Origin of the sequence: Ralstonia insidiosa (genome assembly GCF_008801405.1) — a bacterium.
In the GTDB taxonomy this organism is placed as follows: domain Bacteria; phylum Pseudomonadota; class Gammaproteobacteria; order Burkholderiales; family Burkholderiaceae; genus Ralstonia; species Ralstonia insidiosa.
Genome location: NZ_VZPV01000002.1, coordinates 260,659 through 283,258 on the forward strand (window position 1 = coordinate 260,659; position 22,600 = coordinate 283,258).

The window sequence follows — 22,600 nt, forward strand, 5'->3', positions numbered from 1 at the left end:
GGCTGCCGGCACACCTGCTTGTCAGGACGCGGCAAGCGTCCATCCGCATGAGCGCCAGGCCGAGCGGATCCGACTGGTCGGACAGCGCTCACGCGGATTGGCCAGCGCGCAACGCGGCAAGCGACACCCGTTGACGGCCTTGCGCGTCAAAGTTATCGGGCAACAGCCATTGTTCAAACACGGCGCGCAGTTGGGGCCAATCGGCATCGATGATGGAAAACCACGCGGTATCGCGGCTGCGCCCCTTGTAGACCACCGCTTGGCGGAAGATGCCTTCGAACTCGAAGCCCAGCCGCAGCGCGGCCTGACGGGACGGCGCGTTCAGCGTGTCGCACTTCCACTCGTAGCGGCGATAGCCAAGATCGTCGAACACGTGCTTCATCAGCAGGAACTGCGCCTCGGTTGAAAGCGGCGTGCGCTGCAGCAAGGGCGAGAACGTGACGGCACCCACCTCGACCACCCCATGATCCGGTGTGATGCGCATCAGCGCCAGCGTGCCGACCGCGCGATCGGTGCGCGCGTCGATCACCGCGTACTGCAGCGGATCACGCTTGGCCGCAATGCGCTCGATATAGGCACGAAACGCACCGGCATCGGCAAACGGGCCTTCCATCAGGTAGGTCCAATCGCGGCCATCCTGCGCGTGGCCAAAGGCCTCGAACAACGCGTCGGCATGGCGCGCGGCATCCAGCGGCTCCAGCCGGCAGTAATGGCCAGCCAACGGCACATGCGGCGGCAGCGGCCGGGGGCTCCAGTTCGGCAAGGCGTTGCCGATGGGTTGTTGGTAGGGGTTAAGCGTGGTGGCAGTCATACGAAACCATGGGTGCGGACATCAATACGGCAGACCGTACCGAATCTCATGGTTCTGTGAAAAGAGCCACCCTCCCCTCAGCGCGATGGAACCACGGTCGGCAGCGCCTGATGTGGATTAGTCCATTCGGCGCCCCGCTACGTGGCAATAGCGCTCAACAGCATGCGTCGATATGTTGAGGACCGGGGGAGGACAGCGCCAGGAAACGGTGCGGGCACGCGCTTTGCCGCACGGCAAGCGCGCGTCCGCATTCGGATGCACCGTTCATCGGCCAACGCCTCGGCCAGCTGTCTTCTTTCAGGAGCCCACGCATGGCGCCATTGCTCAATGGGTGGATTTGCCGGCACGGCCGGTGTGGATATGCCTTCACGCTGTGGATTGCGCTTGCCTGCCTGGCGCCATGCAGCCCTGCGCTGGCTGGCCCCAAGTTCGCCAACCTGATCACCGTACGCGTTGACACGGATGCAACCGTTGCCCTGCCGCGCACGTGGGGGCCGCTTCAGTTGAACGAGGACGCGCCCATCCCCTCGGTTGCCGGGACGATCAACTCGCCATTCGGGCCGTCACGCCTGGTGTTTGCGCAACAAGCGACGCCCGCTGAGGGCTTTGGTCTGGTCACGGTGCGCAAATCCGATTTCGAAAAAGGCACGCCGCAGTATTTGGAGAGCATTCCCCCGCGCCACTTGGCAATCCTGCTCAACCATATGGAATCGCGCGTGCATGGCGACCGCCCCATCTGGGCCGCACGCTTGATCCGCGGCAAAACCCCCGCGCAACGCGCGCTGGGCGAGCGCCGCGTGATTTACTGGGAAGGCGAGTGGCATACCGCCAACAACCAAACCGCGATGGTTCGGGGCTATGCCTTCTTTGGAAACGGTGCGGTGTATCTGCTGCGGGTGTTCGGTGCGGCGGGGCACAACCAACCCGCGTTTGCCGAGGAATCCCGCTTTGCCGAAGCGGTGGCCGCCACCTTCCGCATGAAATAGGCCGTGCTGAAAGCCGTGGATTTTGTTGCGCAGCAACATCACTTCCACGAACGTCGACCGGCTAGTGCACAAGCGTAGGCCGCGCCACGCAAGCTTTGAAATTTGTTGTTACCTTTGGAACAGTCTGTTCACCCCGAACCATATTGTTCTCCCGCATTGCAACACCTAAACTTCGCTCCAGTTGTCCAGACATCGATTGCCTGGACATCCATGCAAGTGTTGTAAGGAGAACAATCATGAAATGGTTCGACATTGGCGCCGTCATGGCCGCCTGGATCGCAAGCTGCGTCGCAGCAGGCTGGCTCATCAGCGCAGCCTCCTTCCTGGCCTAAAGCCCGAATCGGGCTGACCCCGCCCCAGAAGCAAAAACGGCCGAGCAGGACCCCTTCCCGCCCGGCCTTGTATTCAAGTCGATGGGTTCGTCAGGCGCGTCTCAGGCGCCCTTCGCCTCCGCCCACTGGACGAATCGATCGACAAACCCCTGCAGGAACTGGCGCGTTCGTGCATCCGTGACCCCACCCTGGGCGTCGAACGGTTCCCCCGCAAAGTGGAAGAACACCTCCGGCAACGGCACGATCTGCACGCCAACCGCCGAGAGCACGTTGCGCAGTTGCGCCTGCGCCAGCGCCGTACCGATCGCCCCCGGTGACGCCCCCGCAATACCTGCCGGCTTGCCGCCCCACACGCTCTGGCCGTACGGACGCGAACCCCAATCAATCGCATTTTTCAGCACGCCCGGAATACCGCGGTTGTATTCCGGCGTGACGAACAGCAGCGCGTCCACCCCTGCCACCTCCGCCTTGAAGCGCTGTACCGGCTCGGGCAGGCTGCCGTCCAGATCCTGGTTGTACAGCGGCAACTCGCCAATTTCGATGATCTTGGCGGTGGCGCCGGCTGGCAGCAGGCCAATCAGCGCGTGCGCCAGCTGGCGGTTGAACGACGCCTTGCGCAGGCTGCCGACGATGACACCAATAGTCAGATTGCTCATGAGGACTCCTCGCTCGACAAAGGTTCAGGGGTAGCGCCCTATTCCGCCCGCGCCGGCTCGGCCAGCGCGGCACGTTTGTTCAGGCGATCAATGAGGCCGAACATCAGCGGGTTCAGCAGGATCGACAGGATGGCCGCCGCCAGCAGCAGGCCACGGGCACGCACCGGCAGGATCTCCAGGCTGATGCCCAGGCCAATCAGGATGAACGAAAACTCGCCGATCTGCGCGAGACTGGCAGAAATCGTGAGCGCCGTGCGGTTGGCATGGCCGAAGGCGCGCACCACCGCAAACGCCGCCAGCGACTTGCCCACCACCACGATCAGCACGGTGCCCAGCACCGCCCAGGTGTCGTCAACCAGCACGCTCGGGTCGAACAGCATGCCGACCGACACAAAGAACAGCACCGAGAAGGCGTCGCGCAGCGGCAACGACTCTTCCGCCGCACGCTGGCTGAAGGGGGATTCGGCCAGCACCATGCCGGCAAAGAACGCCCCCAGCGCAAACGACACGCCAAACAGCACCGTCGCCCCGTAAGCCACGCCGAGCGCGGTCGCCAGCACCCCCAGGCGGAACAGCTCGCGGCTGCCGGTCATGACAATGCGTTCCAGCATCCACGGAATCACGCGGCGGCCCACCACCAGCATCAGCGCGGCAAACGCCACCACCTTGCCCAGCGTGATGGCCAGCACCTTGATGATGTCCCACGCGCCCACGGTCGTGCTGCCCGCCCCGCCCAGCGCGCCCGAGAGCGCCGGCAGCAGCACCAGCGTCACCACCATCACGAGGTCTTCCACGATCAGCCAGCCGACGGCGATATGGCCTTCGTGCGAGCTATCAATGCCACGGTCTTCCAGCGCCTTGAGCAGCACCACCGTACTGGCCACCGACAGCGCCAGCCCGAACACCAGCCCGGGGCCCCAGTTCCAGTCGAGCAGCCACGCCAGCCCCATGCCCATCAGCGTGGCGAGTGCGATCTGCCCAAGCGCCCCCGGAATGGCGATGGACTTGACCGCCAACAGCTCCTTCATCGAGAAATGCAGCCCCACGCCAAACATCAGCAGGATCACACCCAGCTCGGCCAGCTGCGGCGCGAGGCTCTGGTCCGCCACGAACCCCGGCGTGAACGGCCCGGCAACGACTCCCGCCACCAGATAGCCCACCAGCGGCGGCAAGCGCAGCCGATGCGCGATGGTGCCGAAGATGAAAGCCAGCACCAGGCCACCGATGACGGTGGAGATGAGCGGGGTGTCGACGTGCATGCGTTCCTGTGAAGTTGGGGCGGATGGAAAGACGGGGTGGACCAGCGGAACAGCGGGATCGGGCCTGCGGGCCCTTGTGCGACAACGGCGGTGCCGATTTGTTCATGTTGCGTCACAACTATAAGGGATGCGGCTTGGCAAACCTTACGAAGCAAATGTCATGCAGAAGACATCGCCGCCGGAATGTCGCTCCTACACTGCGCCGCAGACCCGCTCCCGCCGGGCAGACCAGGAGACAACACATGCGCTACGCCAACAAGGTCCTTTCCGTGGACGAGGCCATTGCCCACGTCCGCAGCGGCAGCCGGCTGATGCTGGGCGAATTCGTCGGCGCCGGTGAGCCCGCCTGCTGCATCGAGGCGCTGCTCGCCAGCAGCGTCAACCAGCTCACGCTCATCGCCAATACGGCTGGCCTGCGCGGCGGCTTCCTCAAGGCCCGGCTGTTTGCTTCGGGCCAGTTGGCGGAGTACATCGGCACGCACGTCGGCACCACGGATGAATCGACACAGGCTTACCTGAGCGACAGCGTGCGCGTGGCCGAATTCTTCCCGATGGGCACCTGGGCCGAGAAAGTGCGCGCGGGCGCGATGGGCCTGGGCGGCGCACTCGTGCCGGTGGGCGTGGGCATCCTCGACCAGCCGGGGATGTTCCCCGCGCGTGGCGCCCCCAAGCAGACGCTCACCGTGAATGGCATGACGTGCTTCGTGGAGCCGCCCCTGCGCGCCGACGTGTCGATCATCAAGGGCTGGCGCGCAGATACGTTCGGCAACGTGGAGTTTCGCGGCACGGCGCTGCAGAACCAGCGCGACATCGCCATGGCGGGCGATTACACCATCGTCGAAGTGAACGAGATCGTGGAGGTGGGCACGATCCCGCCCGAGCGCGTGGGGTGCCCGGGCGTGTTCGTCAACGCCGTGGTGCAAGGGTTGTCGCTGGAAGACCAGCATGCGTTCTACAAGCAGCACTGGACCAAGCTCGGCCGCCTGCCGGCCGCCACGCAAGCCTGATCGCCCGACACCAAGGACAAGGAGACCACCATGCAGCCGCTGCCCGAGCACCCCAAACAACGCATTGCCGCCCGCTGCGCGCAGGAATTGCGCGCGGGCGAAGTCGTCAACCTCGGCCTGGGCATCCCCACGCTCACGGCCAACTATCTGGATGCCGATGCTGGCGTCATCTTCCACACTGAAAACGGCGCCTTCGGCTTTGGCGGACGCCCGGCGCTGGACGCCATCGACAGCGACGTTACCAACGCCGGCTGCGAGCCGATCACGCTGCCACCCGGTGCGGCCATCATGGATCTCACCACCTCGCTCGGCGCGATGCGCAACGGCTACATCGACGTGACCATCCTCGGCGCGCTGCAGGTGGATGCGCTGGGCAACCTCGCCAACTGGGCGTGCGATCGTCACGGCAAGTGGTGGCCCGGCATCGGCGGGGCGATGGACCTGTGCTACGGCACACGCAAGGTGATTGCCGCGCTGGCGCATACCGACAAGCACGGCAACTCGAAGATCCTGCCGCGCTGCACGCTGCCGCTCACGGGCCAGGGTTGCGTCAAGGTCATCGTGACCGAGCACGCGGTGTTTGACGTGACCGACGCGGGGCTCGTGCTGCGTGAAATCCTCTCGCATGCGACACTCGCCGACATTCGCGCCATGACGGCGGCCCCCTTCACACTGGCGCCGCTGCTGCAGACGCCCATACCGCTTGAGGCCTGAGGAACGTTCATGCCCACCACCGTCGACTGGTTCTTCGATGTCATCTCGCCGTTTGCCTACCTGCAGCTCGAGCAGCTCGACCGGCTGCAGGCAGCGCACGACATCGTCATCCGCCCACGCCCGATTGTGCTGGGCGCACTGCTGAACCACTGGGGCCAGAAGGGCCCGGCAGAAATGGCACCCAAGCGGGTGTTCACGTATCGGCATGCGCTCTTTCGCGCGCAACAGCTTGGCATGCCGTTTCGCATGCCGCCCGCGCATCCGTTCAACCCGATCAAGGCATTGCGGCTGACGCTTGCGATGGATGGCTCGCTCGATGCCGTGCGCGCGGTGTTCCGGCACATCTGGCGGGATGGCAACGATGTCGCATCGCCCGAGGGTTTTGCCGCGCTGTGCGAGGCGGTCGGCTTTCCCGAAGGCGTGACGGCTGTTGAGCAGCCTGCCGTGAAAGACGCCCTGCGTGCGCACACCGATGCGGCCATCGCGCTGGGCGTATTTGGTGTGCCCACGCTGGTACACGACGGCGAGCTGTTCTGGGGTGAAGACGCAACCGACATGTTCGTGCAGTGCCTTACCACCGATTGGCTTGTCACAGCCGAAGTGCTGCGCGTGAGCACGTTGCCGGTAGGCATTCAACGTGGCTGAACACGACACCAACTCGCGCCCCGGCATCAGCCGCGCGCGGCTTGCACATATTGCTGCCTGGTCGATCGACCTGCCCGGCGACGAGGCCGACCGCGCCTGCGCCGGCATCGTCGAAAAAACCTACGCGCGCGGTGCCTGCATCTGCCCGAAGAACACGCTACTGGAAAGCTGGACGGGCGTGGTCACGGGCCTGATCAAGATCGGCACGGTATCGCCCGAGGGGCGCAGCGTCACGTTCACGGGCGTACCGGCCGGCGGCTGGTTTGGCGAGGGCACGGTGCTCAAAAACGAGCCGCGCCGCTACGACATCGTCGCGCTGCGCGACACGCGCATGGCCTTTATGGAACGTGCCACCTTCATGTGGCTGGTCGAGAACAGCGTGGCCTTCAACCGCTTCCTGGTGAAGCAGCTCAACGAGCGGCTTGGCCATTTCATGGCGCTGCTCGAATACGACCGCCTGCTCGATGTCACGCCGCGCCTGGCCCGGTGTATTGCCTCGCTATTCAATCCGGTGCTCTACCCTGGCGCGGGCGACCACCTGGAGATCACGCAGGAAGAACTCGGCCTGCTCTCCGGCATGACGCGACAGGTGGCCAACCAGTCATTGAAGGCGCTGGAGAAAGACGGCGTGGTACGGCTGGAATACGGCGGCGTGACGGTGGTAGACCTCGATCGGCTGCGCAGCTACGGCGCCTGATCACACCTGCCGCATTGTTATGGAATCTTCATTCAGCGCAACGACCTGCAGCCGCTAGAATCGCGGCACAACAAGACAAGATCGTTACGCTGCGGCACACGCACTGCGCTACCCGCAGCCGGAAGAGGAACCAGGGCGACGCACCACATGCGCGCCTGCATCTATGCTGCCGATTCATCTGCTTTCCACCGGCAAGGCGCTGCCGGAGCAACGGGTCACGTCCGCAGAACTGGATACGCGCCTGGGCCATTCGGCCGGCTACGTACGCAAGAAGTCCGGCATTGACGTGCGCCACCACGCCACGCTTGCCGAGCACCAGTCAGCACTTGCCGGCGCCGCCGTACGCGATGCACTGCGCCGCGCGAATGTGCCTGCCGCCTCCATTGACCTGCTGATCTCCGCCTCGGGCGTGCAGGAGCAGGCGCTGCCCAATACGGCCACGCGCATCCTGGAGCCTGCGGGGCTGCCCGCCGGCACGCCCGCGTTTGACGTCAACGCCAGTTGCCTGAGCTTTGTCACCGCGCTGCACGTGGCGGCCAATCTGCTGACGACGGGCGCGTACCGGCGCATTGCCGTTGTGGCTTCAGACCTTGCCTCGCGCGGCATCAACTGGAGCGATGCGGAAACCGCACTCATCTTTGGCGATGGCGCGGCCGCTGTGATTGTCGAGGCCGCACCAGCAGCGTCCGGCGCCGGCATCCATGCCTATCGGATGGAGACCTACCCCGCCGGCAAGACCTTCTGCGAGATCCCAGCCGGTGGCACCCGCCGTAACCCGCGCACGGGCGCGCAGGCGTCTGATTACCTGTTCCACATGGATGGCAAGCGCGTGTTCAAGCTGGCCTCGCAGTTGATGGATGGTTTTCTCGATCGCCTGTTCGCCGGCAGCCGCTACACGCTGCGCGATATGCACGTGGTGGTGCCGCACCAGGCCAGTCACCTTGGCATGCAGCACCTGCGCAAACGATTGGGCGTGCCTGAGGCCAGCGTGGTCGACATCTATGCGCAACACGGCAACCAGGTGGCCGCATCGATTCCCACGGCTTTGCATGAAGCCATCACAAGTGGACGCATTGCACCGGGCCGCCCAGTGCTGCTGGTGGGCACCGCAGCGGGGCTGACACTTGGCGGCATGGTGCTGACGACATGACGACACTGGTGACCGGCGCCACGGGTGGGCTGGGTCGCAACGCTGTCGACGCGTTGCTGGCACAGGGTGCGCGCGTGCGTGCCACCGGGCGCGATGGCGCGCAGCGTGACGCCTTTCTTGCGCGCGGTGCGGACTATGTGCCGGCCGATCTCGCACGCCTCACGCCGGCCTCGCTGGACGCGCTACTGGACGGTGTCGATACGGTCTGGCATTGCGCGGCGCTGTCGTCGCCGTGGGGTGCCTATGACGACTTCTACGCGGCCAACGTGCGTGCAACGGCTGCCCTTGCCGAAGGCGCGGTCAAGCGCGGCGTCCGGCGCTTCGTGCATGTCTCCACGCCGTCGATCTACTTCGACTACCAGCACCACGCGAACCTGCCCGAGACTTATCGCCCCGCCCGCTTCGCCAATCATTACGCGGCAACCAAGATGCTGGCGGAAGAGGCAATCCAGCGGCACGTTGCTGCGCAAGACGGCACACGCTTCGTCATCCTGCGCCCGCGCGGGCTGTTTGGTCCGCACGACCGCGTGGTGCTACCGCGCATCCTGCATCTGCTGAAGCTGCGTGGCGGCACGCTGCCCCTGCCGCGTGGCGGCGCAGCGCGCATGGACCTGACCTATCTGGAGAACGTGGTGCACGCCATGCAGTGCGCCACCACGGCCGACGTACCCAGTGGCGCCGCGTACAACATCACCAACCACGCGCCTGCCACGCTCCGCGATCTGCTGGACCAGTTGCTGGGGCAGCAGCTTGGCTTGCGCTACCGTATTCGCGCCGTGCCGTATCCGGCCATGGCGCTGGCGGCGCGCCTCATGGAATCGGCCAGTAGCATTACGCACCGCGAGCCGCTGCTCACGCGCTACAGCGCCGCCGCCCTGCACTACGACATGACGCTCGCCAACACCCGAGCGCGCGCCGAACTTGGCTATGTGCCGCCCATCGACATGGCAGAAGGCATCCGCCGCACAGCCCACTGGTTACGCGAACATGGCAACGGAATATGGCAACGCTAACCGTCTTTGAAGCCGGCTACTGCACGCATACCGCCTGTGTGGCGTTGCGCGGTGCGGGCCTGCGCACCTGCGCGTTTCCGGCACGTGCATGGCTGATCGAAGCCGCCGGCCGCCGCTGGCTGTGGGACACGGGTTATGCGTCGCACTTTCACGACCACACGCGCAGCGGCTTGTTTGCGATCTACCGCAAGGTCACGCCGGTGTACTTCGATACGTCCGAATCGATGGCGGCGCAGCTCGCGCAGCAGGGGCTGCGGCCGGCCGATCTGGACGGGCTGATCGTCTCGCACTTCCACGGTGACCACGTGGCCGGTTTGCGCGACTTTCCCGGGGTACCCGTCATCTGCTCGGGCGAGGGCTGGATGCACTTGCGCGCGCTGCGTGGTGTCTCTGCATTGCGACGTGCCTTCGTGCCGGGGCTGATCCCCGAGGATTTCGAAACGCGCACGCGCTTTGTCGAGCAGTTCGAACAGGTCACGCTGCCGCCCGAGTTGGCGCCGTTCACATCGGCGTGGGCCGTGCCCGACAGCAACGGCGACGTGCTGCTCGTGCCGCTGCCTGGTCATGCCGCCGGGCACATCGGCGCGTTTGTCCGCACACACGATGGCTGGGTGCTGCTGGCGGCGGATGCGGCGTGGTCTCCGCTGAGCTATCGCGAGCTGCGTGGACCATCGGTATTGGCGTACAGCATTATGGAAGACCGCCACGCCTACTTCGACACGCTGCGCAAACTGCACACGCTGGACGCAGGCGGCCACGTGCGCATTCTGCTCACGCACGAGGGCGCGCTGTGACCGCGTTCCACCGCCTGCTATGGTCGTACTGGCAGACACGCCGGTTGCAACCCGCCAACCGTGCCGCGCTGGAGGCGCACCAGCAACACCAGATTGCGCGCTTCACGCAGCGTGTGCTCACGCGCAGCCCGTACTTCCGCGCCTACGCATCGAGGCCGATGCGCGAATGGCCGCTGATGGACAAGGCCACGATGATGGCCAACTTCGACACCATGAACACCGCCGGCCTACGCCTGGACGACGTGTTGGCCTGCGCCCGCCAGGCTGAACAATCGCGCGACTTCCGGCCGATGGTCGGCCCGTATTCGGTGGGCCTGTCTTCGGGCACGTCGGGCGGGCGCGGCGTGTTTGTCGTCAGCCCTGCGGAGCGCGCCCAGTGGGCGGGCACTCTGCTCGCCAAGCTGTTACCGCGCGGGCTGCTGCACGGTGAACGTGTCGCCCTGTTCCTGCGTGCCAACAACAACCTGTACACGGCGGTGCGCAACCCGTGGCTGACGTTCGCATTCTTCGATCTGTTTGCGCCGTTCGCGTCGCACCGCGCGCCGCTGGAGGCATTGCGGCCAACCATCGTCGTGGGGCCGGCGCAGGTGCTGCGCGCGCTGGCGCTGGAGAAGCTGGCAGGCCGGCTGGACATCGCGCCAGTACAGGTGCTTTCCGGCGCAGAGGTGCTGGAACCGATGGACCGCGCGCTGCTGGCGCAGGCCTTCGGCAACGTGGGCGAGGTCTACCAGGCCACCGAGGGTTTCCTGGGCGCCACCTGTTCTCACGGCACGCTGCACTTGAACGAAGCACACGTGCACATCGAGCCGCAGTGGCTGGACGAGCGTCGCTTCGCGCCCATCGTCACGGACTTCACGCGCAGCACGCAGCCCATCGTGCGCTACCGGCTGGATGACATCCTCATCCGCCGCAACCCTGCGCTGCCGCCCTGCGCGTGCGGCAACCCTGCGATGGCCATTGAGCGCATCGAAGGCCGCTGTGACGACACGCTGGTCCTGCCCGCGCACGGCGGCGGCACTGTCACGCTGTTTGCCGATGTGTGCTCGCGCGCCCTGGCGCAAGCACTGCCGCTGCAGGCCGACTACCGCCTGGTGCAAACCGATGCGCACACGCTGGCGCTCTCCGTCAGCCCCAACAGCGCTGACATCGTGCGCGCATGCCAAGCCCATCTGGCCGACGTGTTTGCCTGCCAGGGCATCGACATGACACGCGTGACATGGCACCCGGCACCGCAAGACATTGCGACCGATTTCACCACCAAGCGGCGTCGCATCGTCCGGCTTGCAGCATCAGGAGTCGCGCAATGAGCCCGCTCGCCACACGCTTGCGTCATATGGCGTTGGGCTGGTGTTCCGTCGGCCTCGTCTACGGCACCTGCGGCGTGCTGCAAGGCGCAGGCACCGTGGTGCCCGAGACGGCGCTGGACCGCGCCATCCCGTTCAGCACGTCGGGCATCTGGCTGTACCTGTCGTTCTTTGCGCTGATTCCGCTGGCGTATCTGCTGGCCGACATGCACCGGCTGCGTTGGCTGGAACGCGCCATGCAGATGAGCGCCCTGGTGAGCGGCGCGGTCTTCCTGCTCTGGCCGACCACGCTGCACTACCCGCCGCTGGCGGACGGGCCTCTGCCGGCCAGCGTGCAACGCATGCTGATGGCCATGGACTCAAGCCAGAACTGTCTGCCATCCCTGCACGGCGCACTCACGGTGCTCGCTGTCTGGGCGCTGGCCGATGCGCGCAAGCCCGTCCGTACGCTGCTGGCAGCGACGTGGGGGCTCGGCGTGCTGTACGCGACCATTCAGACGCGCCGGCACGTTGCACTCGATCTGTCCGCTGGCGTGGCGGTCGGCCTGCTGTGCGGCGTAGCTGTACGCCAATGGCTCAGGCGGCGCGCTCCCACCCTCTCGATTGAAACCGTATCGACATGAATGCATTTGCCTTGCCGCTGGCCCTGATGCTCGGGTGCGTGCTGCTGGAACTGGCTGCGCTCAAGTGGTGGCGTGGCCAGCCGCTGCCGTGGCGCGACGTCATCCTCAACCTGAACTCCGGTCACGTGCTGATGTGGTTGTGCCGCGGCCTGGAGGTGGCCGGCTTCACCTGGCTGTATGCCAATGCCAGCCTGCATTGGGTAGACAGTTGGCACCCGATCATCGGCTGGGCCTTTGCCTTCGTGGCGTGGGACCTGGGCTTCTACTGGCTGCACCGCATGCACCATCGGTTCGGTTTTCTGTGGGCCATCCACGCGGTGCATCACGAAGGCGAGCACTTCAACCTGTCACTGGGGGTGCGCAATGCGTGGCTGTCGTCGCTGACATCGTTGCCGTTTTTCGTGCCGCTGGCGCTGCTGGGTGTCACGCCGGAGATGTTTGTGGCGGTGTCGGGCCTGCATTACTCCGTGCAGTTCTACAACCACTGCGGGCTGGTGGGCAGCTCGGGCGTGCTCGACAAGTTCATGGTCACGCCGGCCAACCACCGCGTGCACCACGGCTGCAACCCGGAATACATCGACCGCAACTTCGGCGGCACGCTGTTGCTGTGGGACAAGCTGTTCGGCACGTACCAGCGCGCGCTGCCCGATGTGCCGATCCGCTATGGCGTGCACAAGCCCACGCACAGCGACAACCCGTTCTGGGCCAACATCGTGCCGGCACTGCACTGGCTGGGCCTGCGTGCGCCGCATCTGCAGCGCGACACGCGCGTGACACCCGCCGGCTGGATTGCCACCGGCGGTGTGCTGCTCTTTGGCGTGGTGATCGACTACGTGCGCACCGACGGCTTCTGGCCAGCGCACTGGCAGGCCGCGTGGTTCGCGCTCATCCTGCTGCTGACGGTTGCGCTGGGCGGCCTGTCTGACGGACGCACGTGGGGCCGCTGGCTGTGGTCGTTGCTGGCGCTCGCGCTGCCTGCGCTGATGATCGGCGTGTGCGGTACCGGCGATGCGCTCTCCAATGGTCTAACCATCGCTCTTGGTGTGCATGGCCTTGCCTGTGGCTTGTGGCATGCGCTGCGTACGAGCACACCGTTGCAACCTTCACCTCATGCCGAATCTCAGTAAGCTCCGCTACGCCTCGCCGCGTTCATCCACGCTGGCCGATGACCTGCGCCGCGCCGCGCATGGGTACCTGCAGGAAAACGGCGACCACCGCTTTGCCGATTTCGGCCTGATCGCCAAAGGACTGTTTCTCGCGATCTGTGCGGTGTTGCTCTATGCCGCCATGGTCACAGCGGCGAGCCCGGTCGTCTTCGTGCTGGCGTATCTCGCGTTTCCGTTCTTCGCGATGATGCTGGCGATGAACGTGCTGCACGATGGCGCGCACCGGGCACTGTCGCCGTGGGCGTGGCTGGACAGCGCGATGATCCGGCTCACTGCCATCCCGCTCGGCATCGAGCCCGCGTACTGGACGGTGCGCCACGTGCACTATCACCACGCGCACGCCAACATCGAGCACTACGACCTCGACACCGCCGCCAACCGCTTCCTGCGGCAGACACCGTTCCAGCCGTGGTACCCGCAGTTTCAGTATCAGCACCGCTACTGGCCGCTGATCGCGGCGCTGTCGCTGCCGTACATCAACTGGATTTACGACTGGTCAGACCGACTCGGGCTCACCGCACTCAAAGCGGACCGCGTGCTGCCCGGCGTGCGCGGCTGGGCGACCTTCCTGTGCGCAAAGGCACTGCACTTGCTGACGGCCGTGGCCGTGCCGGCCTGGGTGGCGCATCAGCTTGGCCTTGGCTGGGGCTGGGTGGCATTCAGCTACTTTGTCGGGCAGATGCTGGCGTCGTGCGTGCTGGTGGCGTTGATCCTGGGCACGCATTGGGCCGACGTGACGTTCTATCTGCCGCCCGAATCTGGCCAGTTGCCGCACACGTGGCATGAACATGCCTTCCACACCGCGTGCGATTGGAAGCCGCAACCGGCGTGGATCGGCTACTGGCTGGGCGGCCTGAACTGGCACCTCACGCATCATCTGTTTCCGACCTACAGCCACCGCCACTATCCGGCGCTGGCCGCGCGCGTGGCCGAGGTGGCGCGCACGCATGCGCTCGACTACCGCACGCTCACCTATCCAGAACTCCTGGCTGCACAGCAGACCTTTCTGCGTGCGATGGGTGAGCGGCCAAGCTGACGCGCTAGCCGTCACCGCTTCCCACCACACGCGCACCACACGCGCCCCTCAGTTGCGCACCTCGACCGCATGCACGGCGTCGAGGATGACCTTCGCCACCGCCTGCGGCCGCGACTTCTGCGGCACGTGGCTGGTCGGCAGGCTCGTCACCTTGGCGCCGATCTTCCTGGCCATGGCACGCTCCAGGTCCGGTTGGATCATCCGGTCGTGCTCGCTGACGATGAACCATGACGGCTTGCTCTGCCATGCGGCCACCGTAGTCCGCTCACCAAATGCCGTTGCTTTGATGGGCCCTTGCGTGGCCGCCATCACGCGGGCCTGCGCGGCCGGCACATCCTGAGCGAAGTCGCTCGCCAGTGCCGCAGCGGGTAGCGAGAGATAGCCATTGGCATCCGCCACCAGCTTGCCGATGCCGGGCGCCGGTGCGTAGTCCTTGCCGACCTCTTCCGTCGACTGGCCGGCATCCGGCGCAAAGGCGGCCACATAGACCAACCCGGCCACCTTGCTGTCCGCACCTGCCTCGGTGATGACCGTGCCACCCCACGAGTGCCCCACCAGCACGACCTTGCCGGCTTGGTTGCCGATGGCGCGGCGCGTGGCCGCCACGTCGTCGGCCAGCGAGTTCAGCCCGTTCTGCACGGCCTGCACCTTCACGCCCTTCGCCTGCAGCAGTGGAATCACCTTGGCCCAATCCGAGCCATCGGCAAAGGCGCCATGCACGATCACCACGGAAGGCTGATCGGCGTCTGCCGCCAGGAGCGGTGCGCTGGTGGCCGTGCCCAGTGCAAGCAATGCGAAGGAGACAGCGTTGCGTTTCAACATGTCGATTCCTGAGTCGTTGAGCGAGCGTGTGGTGGGTGGGGCCTTCAGGCGTGGGCACCGTCGTAGTACGGGTCAGCGTTACGCGCACCGTCGGTGTAGATGTCGGTCGAGCGAGCGCCCTCGGTGTACACGTCGCGCGCCTCTTGAACGGAACGCGCACCTTCGGTGTACGGGTCGCGTGCACCGCCAAACGCGGTGGCAGCGTGTGCACCAGCGGCAGCAACGGCGAGTGCAACAACAGCGAAAGACTTGGCGAGATTGCGGGTCATGATCGTTTTCCTCAGAAGGATGAGTTAGGGGTTGCGCAGCCCGGCGTTGCTTCGTATCGGTTCAGCGTCGGGCCACGGAATGCATTGAAGCGGGCGGACGTATCCCGTACGTAGCAGCAGGCGGCCCGTTTTGTCTGGCGGTGTACCGCCGTCATGGCCGGATACACGCGCATACAAAACCCCAGTCGCCACAGCCCGTTGGTACACAGCGATACAAATCGGCAGAACGGTGAAACATGCGGGATACACCGGAGTCGCCTAATGCAGGGAACGAGGCCGGTCATCCCCCTAGCCCCTCCCTCGTCATCCATCCTTGATTTCAGGAGCTCTCATGCAACCGATTCGAATCGCCGCCGCCCTGCTCGTGCTCAGCGGCGCCCTTGCTTCCCACAGCGCATTGGCCCAGTCAGGCGGCGTGCAACGCGCCGACCTCGTTCACCAAGACCTCAGTGCGAATGGCTACGAAACCCTGCAGGTGCGGGTGGATTTTGATGAGAAGGCGTTCGCCCCCAACCACGCGCATCCAGGCGAAGAGATCGCCCACGTGTTGAACGGGTCGCTTGAGTACCGGCTGGACGGCAAGCCTCCCGTAACGCTGCAAGCCGGTGAGTCGCTGTTCATTCCGGCCGGTGTCGCGCATTCGGCAAGAAACGTCGGCAGCGGCAAGGCATCGGAGCTGGCGACTTACGTGGTCAGGAAAGGTGAGCCACTCGTGCAACTCGTCCGGTAAGCACATTCACCCAACCGCCCAAACACCTGAGGGGAGCCCCCATGTCGAACGCCGTCAACCTCCGTCGCCGCCGTCTTCTTGGCACCACCATCGCCAGCATTGGTGTGCTCGATCTCGGGCTGGCCGAGCTTGTGCATGCGCAGCCCGCGCCATCCACGTCGAATACGCCGTTGGTCGGTCAGACCAACCCCTTTGCCACGCTGCATCAGATTGATGCGGGCGTACTCAACATCGGCTATGCAGACCTGGGCCCGAAGAACGGCCCCGCCGTGATCCTGCTGCATGGCTGGCCGTATGACATCTATAGCTATGCGGAGGTGGCGCCGGCACTGGCGACCGCCGGCTATCGCGTGCTCGTGCCGTACCTGCGCGGCTATGGCACCACGCGCATCCGCTCGGCAGAGACACCGCGCAACGGGCAGCAGGCTGCGCTGGCGGTCGACATCATCGCGTTCATGGACGCGCTCAAGATCGAGCAAGCCCACTTTGGCGGCTACGACTGGGGGGCACGCACGGCAGACATCATCGCAGCGCTGTGGCCGGAACGTTGCAAGACGCTGGTATCGGTGAGCGGCTACCTGATCGGCAGCCAGGAGGCCAACCGCAAGCCGTTGCCACCGGCGGCGGAGTTTGCGTGGTGGTATCAGTTCTACTTCACCACGGAGCGCGGTGCTCAAGGCTATGCCGCCAACTACAAAGACTTCAACCGCCTGATCTGGAAGCTCGCCTCGCCCACGTGGAAGTTCGACGACGCCACCTATGACCGCAGCGCCACCGCATTTGACAACCCGGATCATGTGGCCGTCGTCATTCACAACTACCGCTGGCGCCTGGGGCTGGCCCAGGGTGAATCGCAGTTCGATGTACTGGAAAAACGCCTGGCCGCCGCACCGGCCATTACGGTGCCCACCATCACCATGGAGGGCGACGCCAACGGCGCACCGCATCCAGAGCCATCGGCCTATGCGAAGAAGTTCACGGGCAAGTACCAGCACCGGAACATCGGCGGCGGCATCGGGCACAACCTGCCGCAGGAAGCGCCGAAGGCATTTGTGCAGGCGATGCTGGATGTGGCGCGGCTTTGACGATGACAGCAATCCGGTAATGCACGAGAAGCCGATCAGCGGGTTGCTTGCTCACAAGGCGGAAATCAACCCCTGCGGCAACCCGCGCGTCACCACCAGCAGTGTCATCACCGCCGGCATGGCGGCAGCGGCCAACACCGTCTGTGCCGCGGTAATGCCCGCCATGAGCGGCGCATCGCCGCCGAGCTGGCGCGCCATGATGTAAGACGACGATGCCGTCGGCAGTGCCTGGAACAGCAGCGCGACCATCAGCGCCACATCGGTCAGCCCGATGGCATGGCCCACCACCAGCGTCAGCACCGGCATGGCCAGAAACTTGACGAGCGACGACACAGCCACCGGCTGCACCCACGCGCGCACGCCACTGAAGTTCAGCGCCGCACCCACACACAGCAGGCCGAGCGGCATCGATGCCACGCCGAGCGAACGCACCGCCGGCTCGATCAACGTGGGGACCTGCACGCCGGCGATCTGCATGGCGATGCCCAACACGCACGCCACCACCAGCGGGTTCGTCACGATCTGGCGCGCAAGCGCCTTGCCGCTCAGGCGCACCGACCCAAAGCGCGCAAACACCAGCACGCACAGCAGATTGACGGTCGGCACGATGGCCGCGTTGCACACGGCAGCCAACGCAATGCCCTTCGCGCCAAAGAGCCCTGCTGCAAGCGACACGCCCACGTAGTTGTTGAAGCGCACGCCACCTTGAAACACCGACGTGAACGCCGCGCCGTCCACTCGCATCCAGGGCCGGGTCAGCACGAGTGCCACCGCCACCACCACCGTCGCAACGATCAGCGTGCCGGCCAGCGGCAGCACCGGCAACGCTTGCAGGTGTGCGCTGGCCAGCCCGTGCGTGAACAGCGCAGGCAGCAGGACGTAGTAGCAGAGCCGCTCTGCCTGTGGCCAGAACGCATCGGCAATGAAACCGGTGTGCTTGAGCCCGTAGCCGAGCGCTACCAGCAGGGCGACCGGCGCCAGCGCCAGCAGGATTGCGGCGGTCATCGCGGTACTCCTGCTAGGCAATGTGCGCGTAGCGTGGAAGAGATCAGGGAGAGGATGCGGAACAACATGGCGATGCTCGATCAGAACAGGAACACCGCCAAGCTATCACGCGGTGATAGCAGCAATCATTGTGATTGATCGTGCAATCAACGAGAAATACTCATGGCAGATTCGACCACCACCTCGGCCAATGCCTGTGTGAAGCGCTCTGCCGGACGCGATTGATGCTCAAGCAGAACGACGGCCCGGCGCGTCTGCGGCTGGCCGAACGGCAGGCGTGTGATGGGCGGCAGCTGCGTCAGCACGGCATCGGACAGCGCCACCACGGCAGCGCCCAGGCCGCTCGCCACCATCTGCACGATGGTGTCCTTGTTGTCGAGCACCATCTCTTCACGCACCCGCACGCCCAGGCGGCGCAGCTCCGAGGCGATCATGCGGCCGGCCCACGCCTGCGCGTCAAAGCGGATGAACGGCAGTTCGGTCAGCAGCGCACGCGCGTCGTGCTTTGCGTACTGCGGTGGGGCCAGTAGCCAGAAGCGGTCTTCATAGAGCGTTGACCACACCAGCTCTGCCGGATGCGGTCGTACGGGCTGCGAGGTGATGGCGGCATCCAGCTCGCCATCGGCCACGCGCTGTGCAAGCTCGGCGGACATGCCGGCCGCCACATGCACGCGCAGCCCTGGATGATCGCGCCGCAAGGTCAGCAGGGCATTGGGCAGCGGCCCGGACAACGCGGTCTGGATGGCGCCGATACGCAACCGGCCGACCAGCGATTTTTCATCGCTCAGTGCATCAGGAATGCGGTCGTACAGGGCCAGGATCTGCTCGGCCTGCGCGAGCACAATGCGCCCCGCCTCTGTGAGCGAGGGCTCACGGCGCGAGCGGTCGAACAGGCGGACGTTGAACTCCTCCTCCAACGATTTGACCTGCAGGCTGACGGCCGATTGCGTCAGCCCGATGGCTTCACCCGCGCGGGCAAACGTGCGGTGGCGGGCAATGGCGACGAGCGTTCTCAGTGCGCGTAAAGACATGGTCAGGAGCGAGATTCGATCGGACGAGGATAGCGCATCGCACGCACGCGCAAACGCTATCGGCGCAGCTTGATGGCCTGCGCTTGCCGCCACAACGCGGCAGCCGCAGGCGACAGCCTGCGCTGGTTCAGGCAGGCCAGCCCCACGCGGCGCGACGTGCGCGGCGTGATCTTGCGCACCACCACGCCCTCATGCCGCTCGGGCAGCGCTAAAGACGCCAAGATCGACACGCCCTGGCCGCGCGCCACAAACTCCAGGATCGACAGCAACTGCGACAGTTCGTGCGTGACTTTCGGCTGCACGTTGGCCCGCGCAAACATGCGCGCCACCAGATCTTGCGAGCCGGCATGGGTAAGGATCAGCGGATGCCGCGCCAGCGCGCGCAGATCGACGGAATCGGCCTGCGCCAGCGGGTGCCGCTCCGGCACGACCGCCACGAGTTCATCCACGGCCAGCGGCAGTGTGTCGAACTGCGGCTTGGGCAAGGTGACCACGGCAAGCTCGATGCGGCGCTCAACCAGCGCCTGCTCGATTTCCGCATCGGGCTTTTCCGTGACATACACCTCAATGCCCGGATGACGATCCTGAAAGCGCTCCAGCAGCGGTGGCAACAGGCGCAGCGATGAACTGGCGCCAAACGAGCCGATCCGCAGCACACCGCTCTGCAAACCCGTACTGGCACTGGCCGTGGCCTGAATCAGGTTCAGCGCTGCAAACAGATCCCGCACATGCGGCAGGATCTGCTGCCCCGCATGCGTCAGCTCAACCGCCTGCGCATTGCGATCCACCAGCGCCGTGCCCAGCGCCGTTTCCAATGCGCGCAACGCATGGCTTGTTGCCGACGGCGTCATGCCGATCCTGGCGCCGGCATTGGCAATGCCATCGGCACCGGCCAGTGACAGCAACAGCTCCAACTGGCGAAGCGTCGGGGGTTGCGGCGCGAGGGCATTTTTCATGTTGAAGCAAAACTCAATTGAGATTGAACAACATGAATTCTAGATTACGAACATTCCCACGCACCATGCTCGTCGAAAGGCCACCCGAATGTTTTCCAAGACCGTCGCCACCCTTCGCCCTTCCCCCATCCAGGTCATGGCGGAACGTACGCGTCAGGCACAGCAAGCCGGCCACAGCGTCGTCGACATGACACTGGGCGAACCCGACTTTCCCACGCCCGAGCACATCGGCGAGGCTGCCATGCGCGCGATTGCCGAGGGGCAGACCCGCTACACCGCCATCAACGGCACGGTGCAACTGCGTGAGGCCATCGTGCGCAAACTGCTGCGTGAGAACGGCCTGATCTATACGCCGGCTGACATCAGCGTGGGCTGTGGCGGCAAGCAGGTGATCTATCAAGCGTTCCTGGCTACGTTGAACCCCGGGGATGAGGTTCTGATTCCGGCGCCGTATTGGGCCTCTTACGCAGACATCGTGTCCATGAACGGTGGCACGCTACGGCCGCTGCTCACATCGCCCGAGACCGGCTACGCGCTCCAGCCCGAAACCCTGGAAGCCGCGATCACGCTACGCACCAAATGGCTGGTGCTGAATTCGCCCAGCAACCCGAGCGGCACGGCGTACACGGCCGGCCAGTTGCTGCGCTTTGCGGAGGTCCTGCGCAAGAGCGCCAACCAGCGGTTCTTCATCCTCGTGGATGACATCTACGAACACATCCTGTACGACGGGCGCAAGCCGGCCACGCTGGCATCGGTTGCACCGGATCTGGCACCACGCATCCTGACGGTCAACGGGGTCTCCAAGGCGTATTCCATGACCGGCTGGCGCGTCGGGTACGCGTGCGGGCCGCGCGCGCTGATCGAGGCGATGACCAAGATCCAGATGCAGATCAACTCGCATACGTCATCCGTGTCGCAAGCAGCGGCGGTGGCGGCGCTGGATGGTCCGCAGGATGAGGTTGCACGTCGATGCGGCATCTTCCAGGCGCGGCGGGATTTCCTCCTGCAGCAGTTTGCCGCCATCGATGGGTTGCGTACGCCCACGCCGGAAGGTGCCTTCTACCTGTTTCCGGATGTGCGCGCCTTCATCGGCCGCACAACACCCAACGGCAGCAAGGTTGACGACGATGTCGCGCTGGCGGCCTATCTGCTGGAACAGGGCGTGGCCGTGGTGCCGGGGTCGGGATTTGGCATGCCGGGCTTCTTGCGGCTGTCGTATGCGACGTCGGATGCGCAGCTTGCGCTGGCGGCGGATCGGATGGCGGTGGCGCTGGGGGCGCTGCAATAACGCACCGTGCCTGCACGCCAAGGCCATCGGCATGCATGCAGGCGATCGCTACCTCTGTTCGGTGTTGCGGTCTCGGAAAATGCTGGGCGCCACCCCATACCAGCGCTTGAACGCCTGCGAAAAGGTCGACAGATCGCTGAACCCCAGTCTCACGGCAATCTCCCCAAGCGGGAGACTCGGGTCGCGCAGCAGTTCTTTTGCGGCGGCGCCACGCGCGTCCGCCAGCAACGCCGTATAAGTCGTCCCCTCTTCCTGCAGCCGGCGCTTGAGCGTACGTGGGCTGAGGTTCATCAAGCGCGCCATGTCCTCCAGGGTGGAAGACAGGCCACCGGGCGACGCATTCAGATACTGACGCACGGTGGCGGCAGCCCCCGCCCGGGTCCGCCGCGACTCCATCAAGCGTTCACACATCTGCTCGCACATCGACACCGTGACCGGATCGGCGTGCGGCAACTTCCGGTTCAGAAGAGCGCGATCAAACCCCAGGCTGTTGACGTGAGCGCCACCTTCAGGGCTCCGGCCGAACAGCGTTCTGACGGTCTCAGAGGATGCCGGCCCGACCGGCGTGCGCTTGGTCTTGAGCGTGAAACGCGCCAGGGAAAAGGCCTCGCCGCCAATCTCCTTCAGCAGCAAGGCTGCCGCGGCCATGTCGCGCTCCACGACAAACTGCTTGAGTTCTGCAGCCAGGTCCGGCTCGGTGAAGGTGAGCACGCACAGCGCGCCTTCCTCGCGGTACGAGATCGTGGTGTAGGCGTACGTCAGCGGCAGGAAGCGCAACGACAGCGCCAGCGCATCCCCAGCCGTGGCGCTGGCGATCAGGCCATAGCCCCAGATGCCGTACGCCGAGAAGTGATACCGGGCCCCCACCTCGAAGCCCAGCCCGGCAGGGGCCGGCCTGAGTGCGCGCAGCAGGTTGGCGGTCACGCGCAGCTCCTGCTCGGCCGTGATCTCGACATTCGGATCGCCAAGCTGCTGGGCTGACAGGCCGCTGCCCATCAGCAGGCTAGGCGAAGACACGCCGCGCTCGACACCAAAGTCGACCAGCAGCCGCGCGCTGGCTGGGCTGCGGGTGAAGTCCCAAACGTTCATCAGGGAAACCCTAGGGAAGCCGGTTTGGCCCGAATACTAAAGGAATTGTCCCGACACAGCATTGGTGCTTTCCCCGGTCCGCCGCACTATCCCGGCACCGAGTCGCCGCACGAGCGACCGTTGCCGGAGACC

24 protein-coding genes are annotated in these 22,600 nt (G+C 65.3%); 15 read left to right on the forward strand and 9 right to left on the reverse strand.

Annotated elements, in window-relative coordinates; all coding sequences use genetic code 11:
- Window positions 1–88: 88 nt before the first annotated feature.
- Window positions 89–811: a GNAT family N-acetyltransferase gene (locus F7R11_RS17920; protein ID WP_021192859.1), complete on the reverse strand. Its 723-nt coding sequence runs from the start codon at window positions 809–811 to the stop codon at window positions 89–91.
- Between the two features lie 311 nt (window positions 812–1,122).
- Between F7R11_RS17920 and F7R11_RS17925 the strand changes: the two genes are divergently transcribed.
- Entirely contained in the window at window positions 1,123–1,797 is a 675-nt protein-coding gene (locus F7R11_RS17925; RefSeq protein WP_064808981.1) for a hypothetical protein, read from the forward strand.
- Between the two features lie 433 nt (window positions 1,798–2,230).
- Here F7R11_RS17925 and F7R11_RS17930 read toward each other — a convergent pair whose 3' ends face one another.
- Entirely contained in the window at window positions 2,231–2,785 is a 555-nt protein-coding gene (locus F7R11_RS17930) for an NADPH-dependent FMN reductase (protein WP_064808980.1), read from the reverse strand.
- A 38-nt stretch (window positions 2,786–2,823) separates the two neighbouring features.
- Window positions 2,824–4,044 carry a cation:proton antiporter domain-containing protein gene (locus tag F7R11_RS17935; protein ID WP_082932980.1) on the reverse strand — a complete coding sequence of 407 codons (1,221 nt, stop codon included), beginning with the start codon at window positions 4,042–4,044 and terminating at the stop codon, window positions 2,824–2,826.
- A gap of 242 nt (window positions 4,045–4,286) precedes the next feature.
- Here F7R11_RS17935 and F7R11_RS17940 point away from each other — a divergent pair, with 242 nt between their 5' ends.
- The 11 genes from F7R11_RS17940 (at window position 4,287) to F7R11_RS17990 (ending at window position 14,193) form a co-directional block, all read left to right on the forward strand.
- Entirely contained in the window at window positions 4,287–5,051 is a 765-nt protein-coding gene (locus F7R11_RS17940; RefSeq protein WP_064808979.1) for a CoA transferase subunit A, read from the forward strand.
- A gap of 30 nt (window positions 5,052–5,081) precedes the next feature.
- Window positions 5,082–5,765: a 3-oxoacid CoA-transferase subunit B gene (locus F7R11_RS17945; RefSeq protein WP_064808978.1), complete on the forward strand. Its 684-nt coding sequence runs from the start codon at window positions 5,082–5,084 to the stop codon at window positions 5,763–5,765.
- Between the two features lie 9 nt (window positions 5,766–5,774).
- Window positions 5,775–6,410, forward strand: a complete 636-nt coding sequence (locus F7R11_RS17950; RefSeq protein WP_064808977.1) for a 2-hydroxychromene-2-carboxylate isomerase — start codon at window positions 5,775–5,777, stop codon at window positions 6,408–6,410.
- A complete protein-coding gene (locus F7R11_RS17955) occupies window positions 6,403–7,107 on the forward strand; it encodes a Crp/Fnr family transcriptional regulator (RefSeq protein ID WP_064808976.1) in 705 nt (234 codons plus the stop codon). Before F7R11_RS17950 ends, F7R11_RS17955 begins: the two co-directional genes overlap by 8 nt.
- A gap of 163 nt (window positions 7,108–7,270) precedes the next feature.
- The gene (locus F7R11_RS17960; RefSeq protein WP_064808975.1) at window positions 7,271–8,257 is read left to right on the forward strand and encodes a 3-oxoacyl-[acyl-carrier-protein] synthase III C-terminal domain-containing protein; all 987 of its coding nucleotides are present in this window, start codon (window positions 7,271–7,273) and stop codon (window positions 8,255–8,257) included.
- Entirely contained in the window at window positions 8,254–9,270 is a 1,017-nt protein-coding gene (locus F7R11_RS17965; RefSeq protein ID WP_064808974.1) for an NAD-dependent epimerase/dehydratase family protein, read from the forward strand. The genes F7R11_RS17960 and F7R11_RS17965 overlap by 4 nt, the downstream gene beginning before the upstream one ends.
- On the forward strand, window positions 9,258–10,064 hold the full coding sequence (locus tag F7R11_RS17970) for an MBL fold metallo-hydrolase (protein WP_064808973.1): 807 nt from the start codon (window positions 9,258–9,260) through the stop codon (window positions 10,062–10,064). Before F7R11_RS17965 ends, F7R11_RS17970 begins: the two co-directional genes overlap by 13 nt.
- A complete protein-coding gene (locus F7R11_RS17975; protein ID WP_064808972.1) occupies window positions 10,061–11,371 on the forward strand; it encodes a F390 synthetase-related protein in 1,311 nt (436 codons plus the stop codon). Before F7R11_RS17970 ends, F7R11_RS17975 begins: the two co-directional genes overlap by 4 nt.
- Entirely contained in the window at window positions 11,368–11,991 is a 624-nt protein-coding gene (locus F7R11_RS17980; RefSeq protein ID WP_064808971.1) for a phosphatase PAP2 family protein, read from the forward strand. Before F7R11_RS17975 ends, F7R11_RS17980 begins: the two co-directional genes overlap by 4 nt.
- Window positions 11,988–13,118, forward strand: coding sequence for a sterol desaturase family protein (locus F7R11_RS17985; protein WP_064808970.1), 1,131 nt, complete (start codon window positions 11,988–11,990; stop codon window positions 13,116–13,118). The genes F7R11_RS17980 and F7R11_RS17985 overlap by 4 nt, the downstream gene beginning before the upstream one ends.
- The gene (locus tag F7R11_RS17990) at window positions 13,102–14,193 is read left to right on the forward strand and encodes an acyl-CoA desaturase (RefSeq protein ID WP_064808969.1); all 1,092 of its coding nucleotides are present in this window, start codon (window positions 13,102–13,104) and stop codon (window positions 14,191–14,193) included. The genes F7R11_RS17985 and F7R11_RS17990 overlap by 17 nt, the downstream gene beginning before the upstream one ends.
- Before the next feature lie 48 nt (window positions 14,194–14,241).
- Here the strand turns inward: F7R11_RS17990 and F7R11_RS17995 are convergent, their stop codons facing one another.
- Both F7R11_RS17995 and F7R11_RS18000 read right to left on the reverse strand, forming a co-directional pair.
- Window positions 14,242–15,012: an alpha/beta fold hydrolase gene (locus F7R11_RS17995; RefSeq protein WP_064809134.1), complete on the reverse strand. Its 771-nt coding sequence runs from the start codon at window positions 15,010–15,012 to the stop codon at window positions 14,242–14,244.
- Between the two features lie 47 nt (window positions 15,013–15,059).
- Entirely contained in the window at window positions 15,060–15,284 is a 225-nt protein-coding gene (locus F7R11_RS18000; protein ID WP_064808968.1) for a hypothetical protein, read from the reverse strand.
- A 331-nt stretch (window positions 15,285–15,615) separates the two neighbouring features.
- Here F7R11_RS18000 and F7R11_RS18005 point away from each other — a divergent pair, with 331 nt between their 5' ends.
- Together F7R11_RS18005 and F7R11_RS18010 are read left to right on the forward strand one after the other, a co-directional pair.
- Window positions 15,616–16,014: a cupin domain-containing protein gene (locus tag F7R11_RS18005; RefSeq protein ID WP_064808967.1), complete on the forward strand. Its 399-nt coding sequence runs from the start codon at window positions 15,616–15,618 to the stop codon at window positions 16,012–16,014.
- A gap of 41 nt (window positions 16,015–16,055) precedes the next feature.
- A complete protein-coding gene (locus F7R11_RS18010; protein ID WP_064808966.1) occupies window positions 16,056–17,099 on the forward strand; it encodes an alpha/beta fold hydrolase in 1,044 nt (347 codons plus the stop codon).
- Window positions 17,100–17,150: 51 nt separating this feature from the next.
- Here F7R11_RS18010 and F7R11_RS18015 read toward each other — a convergent pair whose 3' ends face one another.
- The 3 genes from F7R11_RS18015 to F7R11_RS18025 all read right to left on the reverse strand — a co-directional run bounded on the left by F7R11_RS18015 (window position 17,151) and on the right by F7R11_RS18025 (window position 20,091).
- Entirely contained in the window at window positions 17,151–18,104 is a 954-nt protein-coding gene (locus F7R11_RS18015; protein ID WP_064808965.1) for an AEC family transporter, read from the reverse strand.
- A 146-nt stretch (window positions 18,105–18,250) separates the two neighbouring features.
- The gene (locus F7R11_RS18020; RefSeq protein ID WP_064808964.1) at window positions 18,251–19,135 is read right to left on the reverse strand and encodes a LysR family transcriptional regulator; all 885 of its coding nucleotides are present in this window, start codon (window positions 19,133–19,135) and stop codon (window positions 18,251–18,253) included.
- A gap of 56 nt (window positions 19,136–19,191) precedes the next feature.
- Window positions 19,192–20,091 carry a LysR family transcriptional regulator gene (locus tag F7R11_RS18025; protein WP_064808963.1) on the reverse strand — a complete coding sequence of 300 codons (900 nt, stop codon included), beginning with the start codon at window positions 20,089–20,091 and terminating at the stop codon, window positions 19,192–19,194.
- A gap of 88 nt (window positions 20,092–20,179) precedes the next feature.
- On the opposite strand from F7R11_RS18025, the gene F7R11_RS18030 reads away from it, so the two are divergent.
- Window positions 20,180–21,379, forward strand: coding sequence for a pyridoxal phosphate-dependent aminotransferase (locus F7R11_RS18030; protein ID WP_064808962.1), 1,200 nt, complete (start codon window positions 20,180–20,182; stop codon window positions 21,377–21,379).
- Between the two features lie 48 nt (window positions 21,380–21,427).
- Here the strand turns inward: F7R11_RS18030 and F7R11_RS18035 are convergent, their stop codons facing one another.
- Window positions 21,428–22,468: an AraC family transcriptional regulator gene (locus F7R11_RS18035; RefSeq protein WP_064808961.1), complete on the reverse strand. Its 1,041-nt coding sequence runs from the start codon at window positions 22,466–22,468 to the stop codon at window positions 21,428–21,430.
- Window positions 22,469–22,600 lie beyond the last annotated feature (132 nt).

What these genes read in the sequence shown, in the direction of transcription:
- F7R11_RS18010 (WP_064808966.1), top strand. Translation starts at nt 16,056, where the DNA reads ATGTCGAACGCCGTCAACCTCCGTCGCCGCCGTCTTCTTGGCACCACC.
- F7R11_RS17990 (WP_064808969.1), top strand. Translation starts at nt 13,102, where the DNA reads ATGCCGAATCTCAGTAAGCTCCGCTACGCCTCGCCGCGTTCATCCACG.
- F7R11_RS17930 (WP_064808980.1), bottom strand. Translation starts at nt 2,785, where the DNA reads ATGAGCAATCTGACTATTGGTGTCATCGTCGGCAGCCTGCGCAAGGCG.
- F7R11_RS18025 (WP_064808963.1), bottom strand. Translation starts at nt 20,091, where the DNA reads ATGAAAAATGCCCTCGCGCCGCAACCCCCGACGCTTCGCCAGTTGGAG.
- F7R11_RS17925 (WP_064808981.1), top strand. Translation starts at nt 1,123, where the DNA reads ATGGCGCCATTGCTCAATGGGTGGATTTGCCGGCACGGCCGGTGTGGA.
- F7R11_RS17935 (WP_082932980.1), bottom strand. Translation starts at nt 4,044, where the DNA reads ATGCACGTCGACACCCCGCTCATCTCCACCGTCATCGGTGGCCTGGTG.
- F7R11_RS17920 (WP_021192859.1), bottom strand. Translation starts at nt 811, where the DNA reads ATGACTGCCACCACGCTTAACCCCTACCAACAACCCATCGGCAACGCC.
- F7R11_RS17965 (WP_064808974.1), top strand. Translation starts at nt 8,254, where the DNA reads ATGACGACACTGGTGACCGGCGCCACGGGTGGGCTGGGTCGCAACGCT.
- F7R11_RS17980 (WP_064808971.1), top strand. Translation starts at nt 11,368, where the DNA reads ATGAGCCCGCTCGCCACACGCTTGCGTCATATGGCGTTGGGCTGGTGT.
- F7R11_RS17985 (WP_064808970.1), top strand. Translation starts at nt 11,988, where the DNA reads ATGAATGCATTTGCCTTGCCGCTGGCCCTGATGCTCGGGTGCGTGCTG.
- F7R11_RS17960 (WP_064808975.1), top strand. Translation starts at nt 7,271, where the DNA reads ATGCTGCCGATTCATCTGCTTTCCACCGGCAAGGCGCTGCCGGAGCAA.
- F7R11_RS17970 (WP_064808973.1), top strand. Translation starts at nt 9,258, where the DNA reads ATGGCAACGCTAACCGTCTTTGAAGCCGGCTACTGCACGCATACCGCC.
- F7R11_RS18035 (WP_064808961.1), bottom strand. Translation starts at nt 22,468, where the DNA reads ATGAACGTTTGGGACTTCACCCGCAGCCCAGCCAGCGCGCGGCTGCTG.
- F7R11_RS18005 (WP_064808967.1), top strand. Translation starts at nt 15,616, where the DNA reads ATGCAACCGATTCGAATCGCCGCCGCCCTGCTCGTGCTCAGCGGCGCC.
- F7R11_RS17945 (WP_064808978.1), top strand. Translation starts at nt 5,082, where the DNA reads ATGCAGCCGCTGCCCGAGCACCCCAAACAACGCATTGCCGCCCGCTGC.
- F7R11_RS18000 (WP_064808968.1), bottom strand. Translation starts at nt 15,284, where the DNA reads ATGACCCGCAATCTCGCCAAGTCTTTCGCTGTTGTTGCACTCGCCGTT.
- F7R11_RS17950 (WP_064808977.1), top strand. Translation starts at nt 5,775, where the DNA reads ATGCCCACCACCGTCGACTGGTTCTTCGATGTCATCTCGCCGTTTGCC.
- F7R11_RS17940 (WP_064808979.1), top strand. Translation starts at nt 4,287, where the DNA reads ATGCGCTACGCCAACAAGGTCCTTTCCGTGGACGAGGCCATTGCCCAC.
- F7R11_RS18015 (WP_064808965.1), bottom strand. Translation starts at nt 18,104, where the DNA reads ATGACCGCCGCAATCCTGCTGGCGCTGGCGCCGGTCGCCCTGCTGGTA.
- F7R11_RS18030 (WP_064808962.1), top strand. Translation starts at nt 20,180, where the DNA reads ATGTTTTCCAAGACCGTCGCCACCCTTCGCCCTTCCCCCATCCAGGTC.
- F7R11_RS18020 (WP_064808964.1), bottom strand. Translation starts at nt 19,135, where the DNA reads ATGTCTTTACGCGCACTGAGAACGCTCGTCGCCATTGCCCGCCACCGC.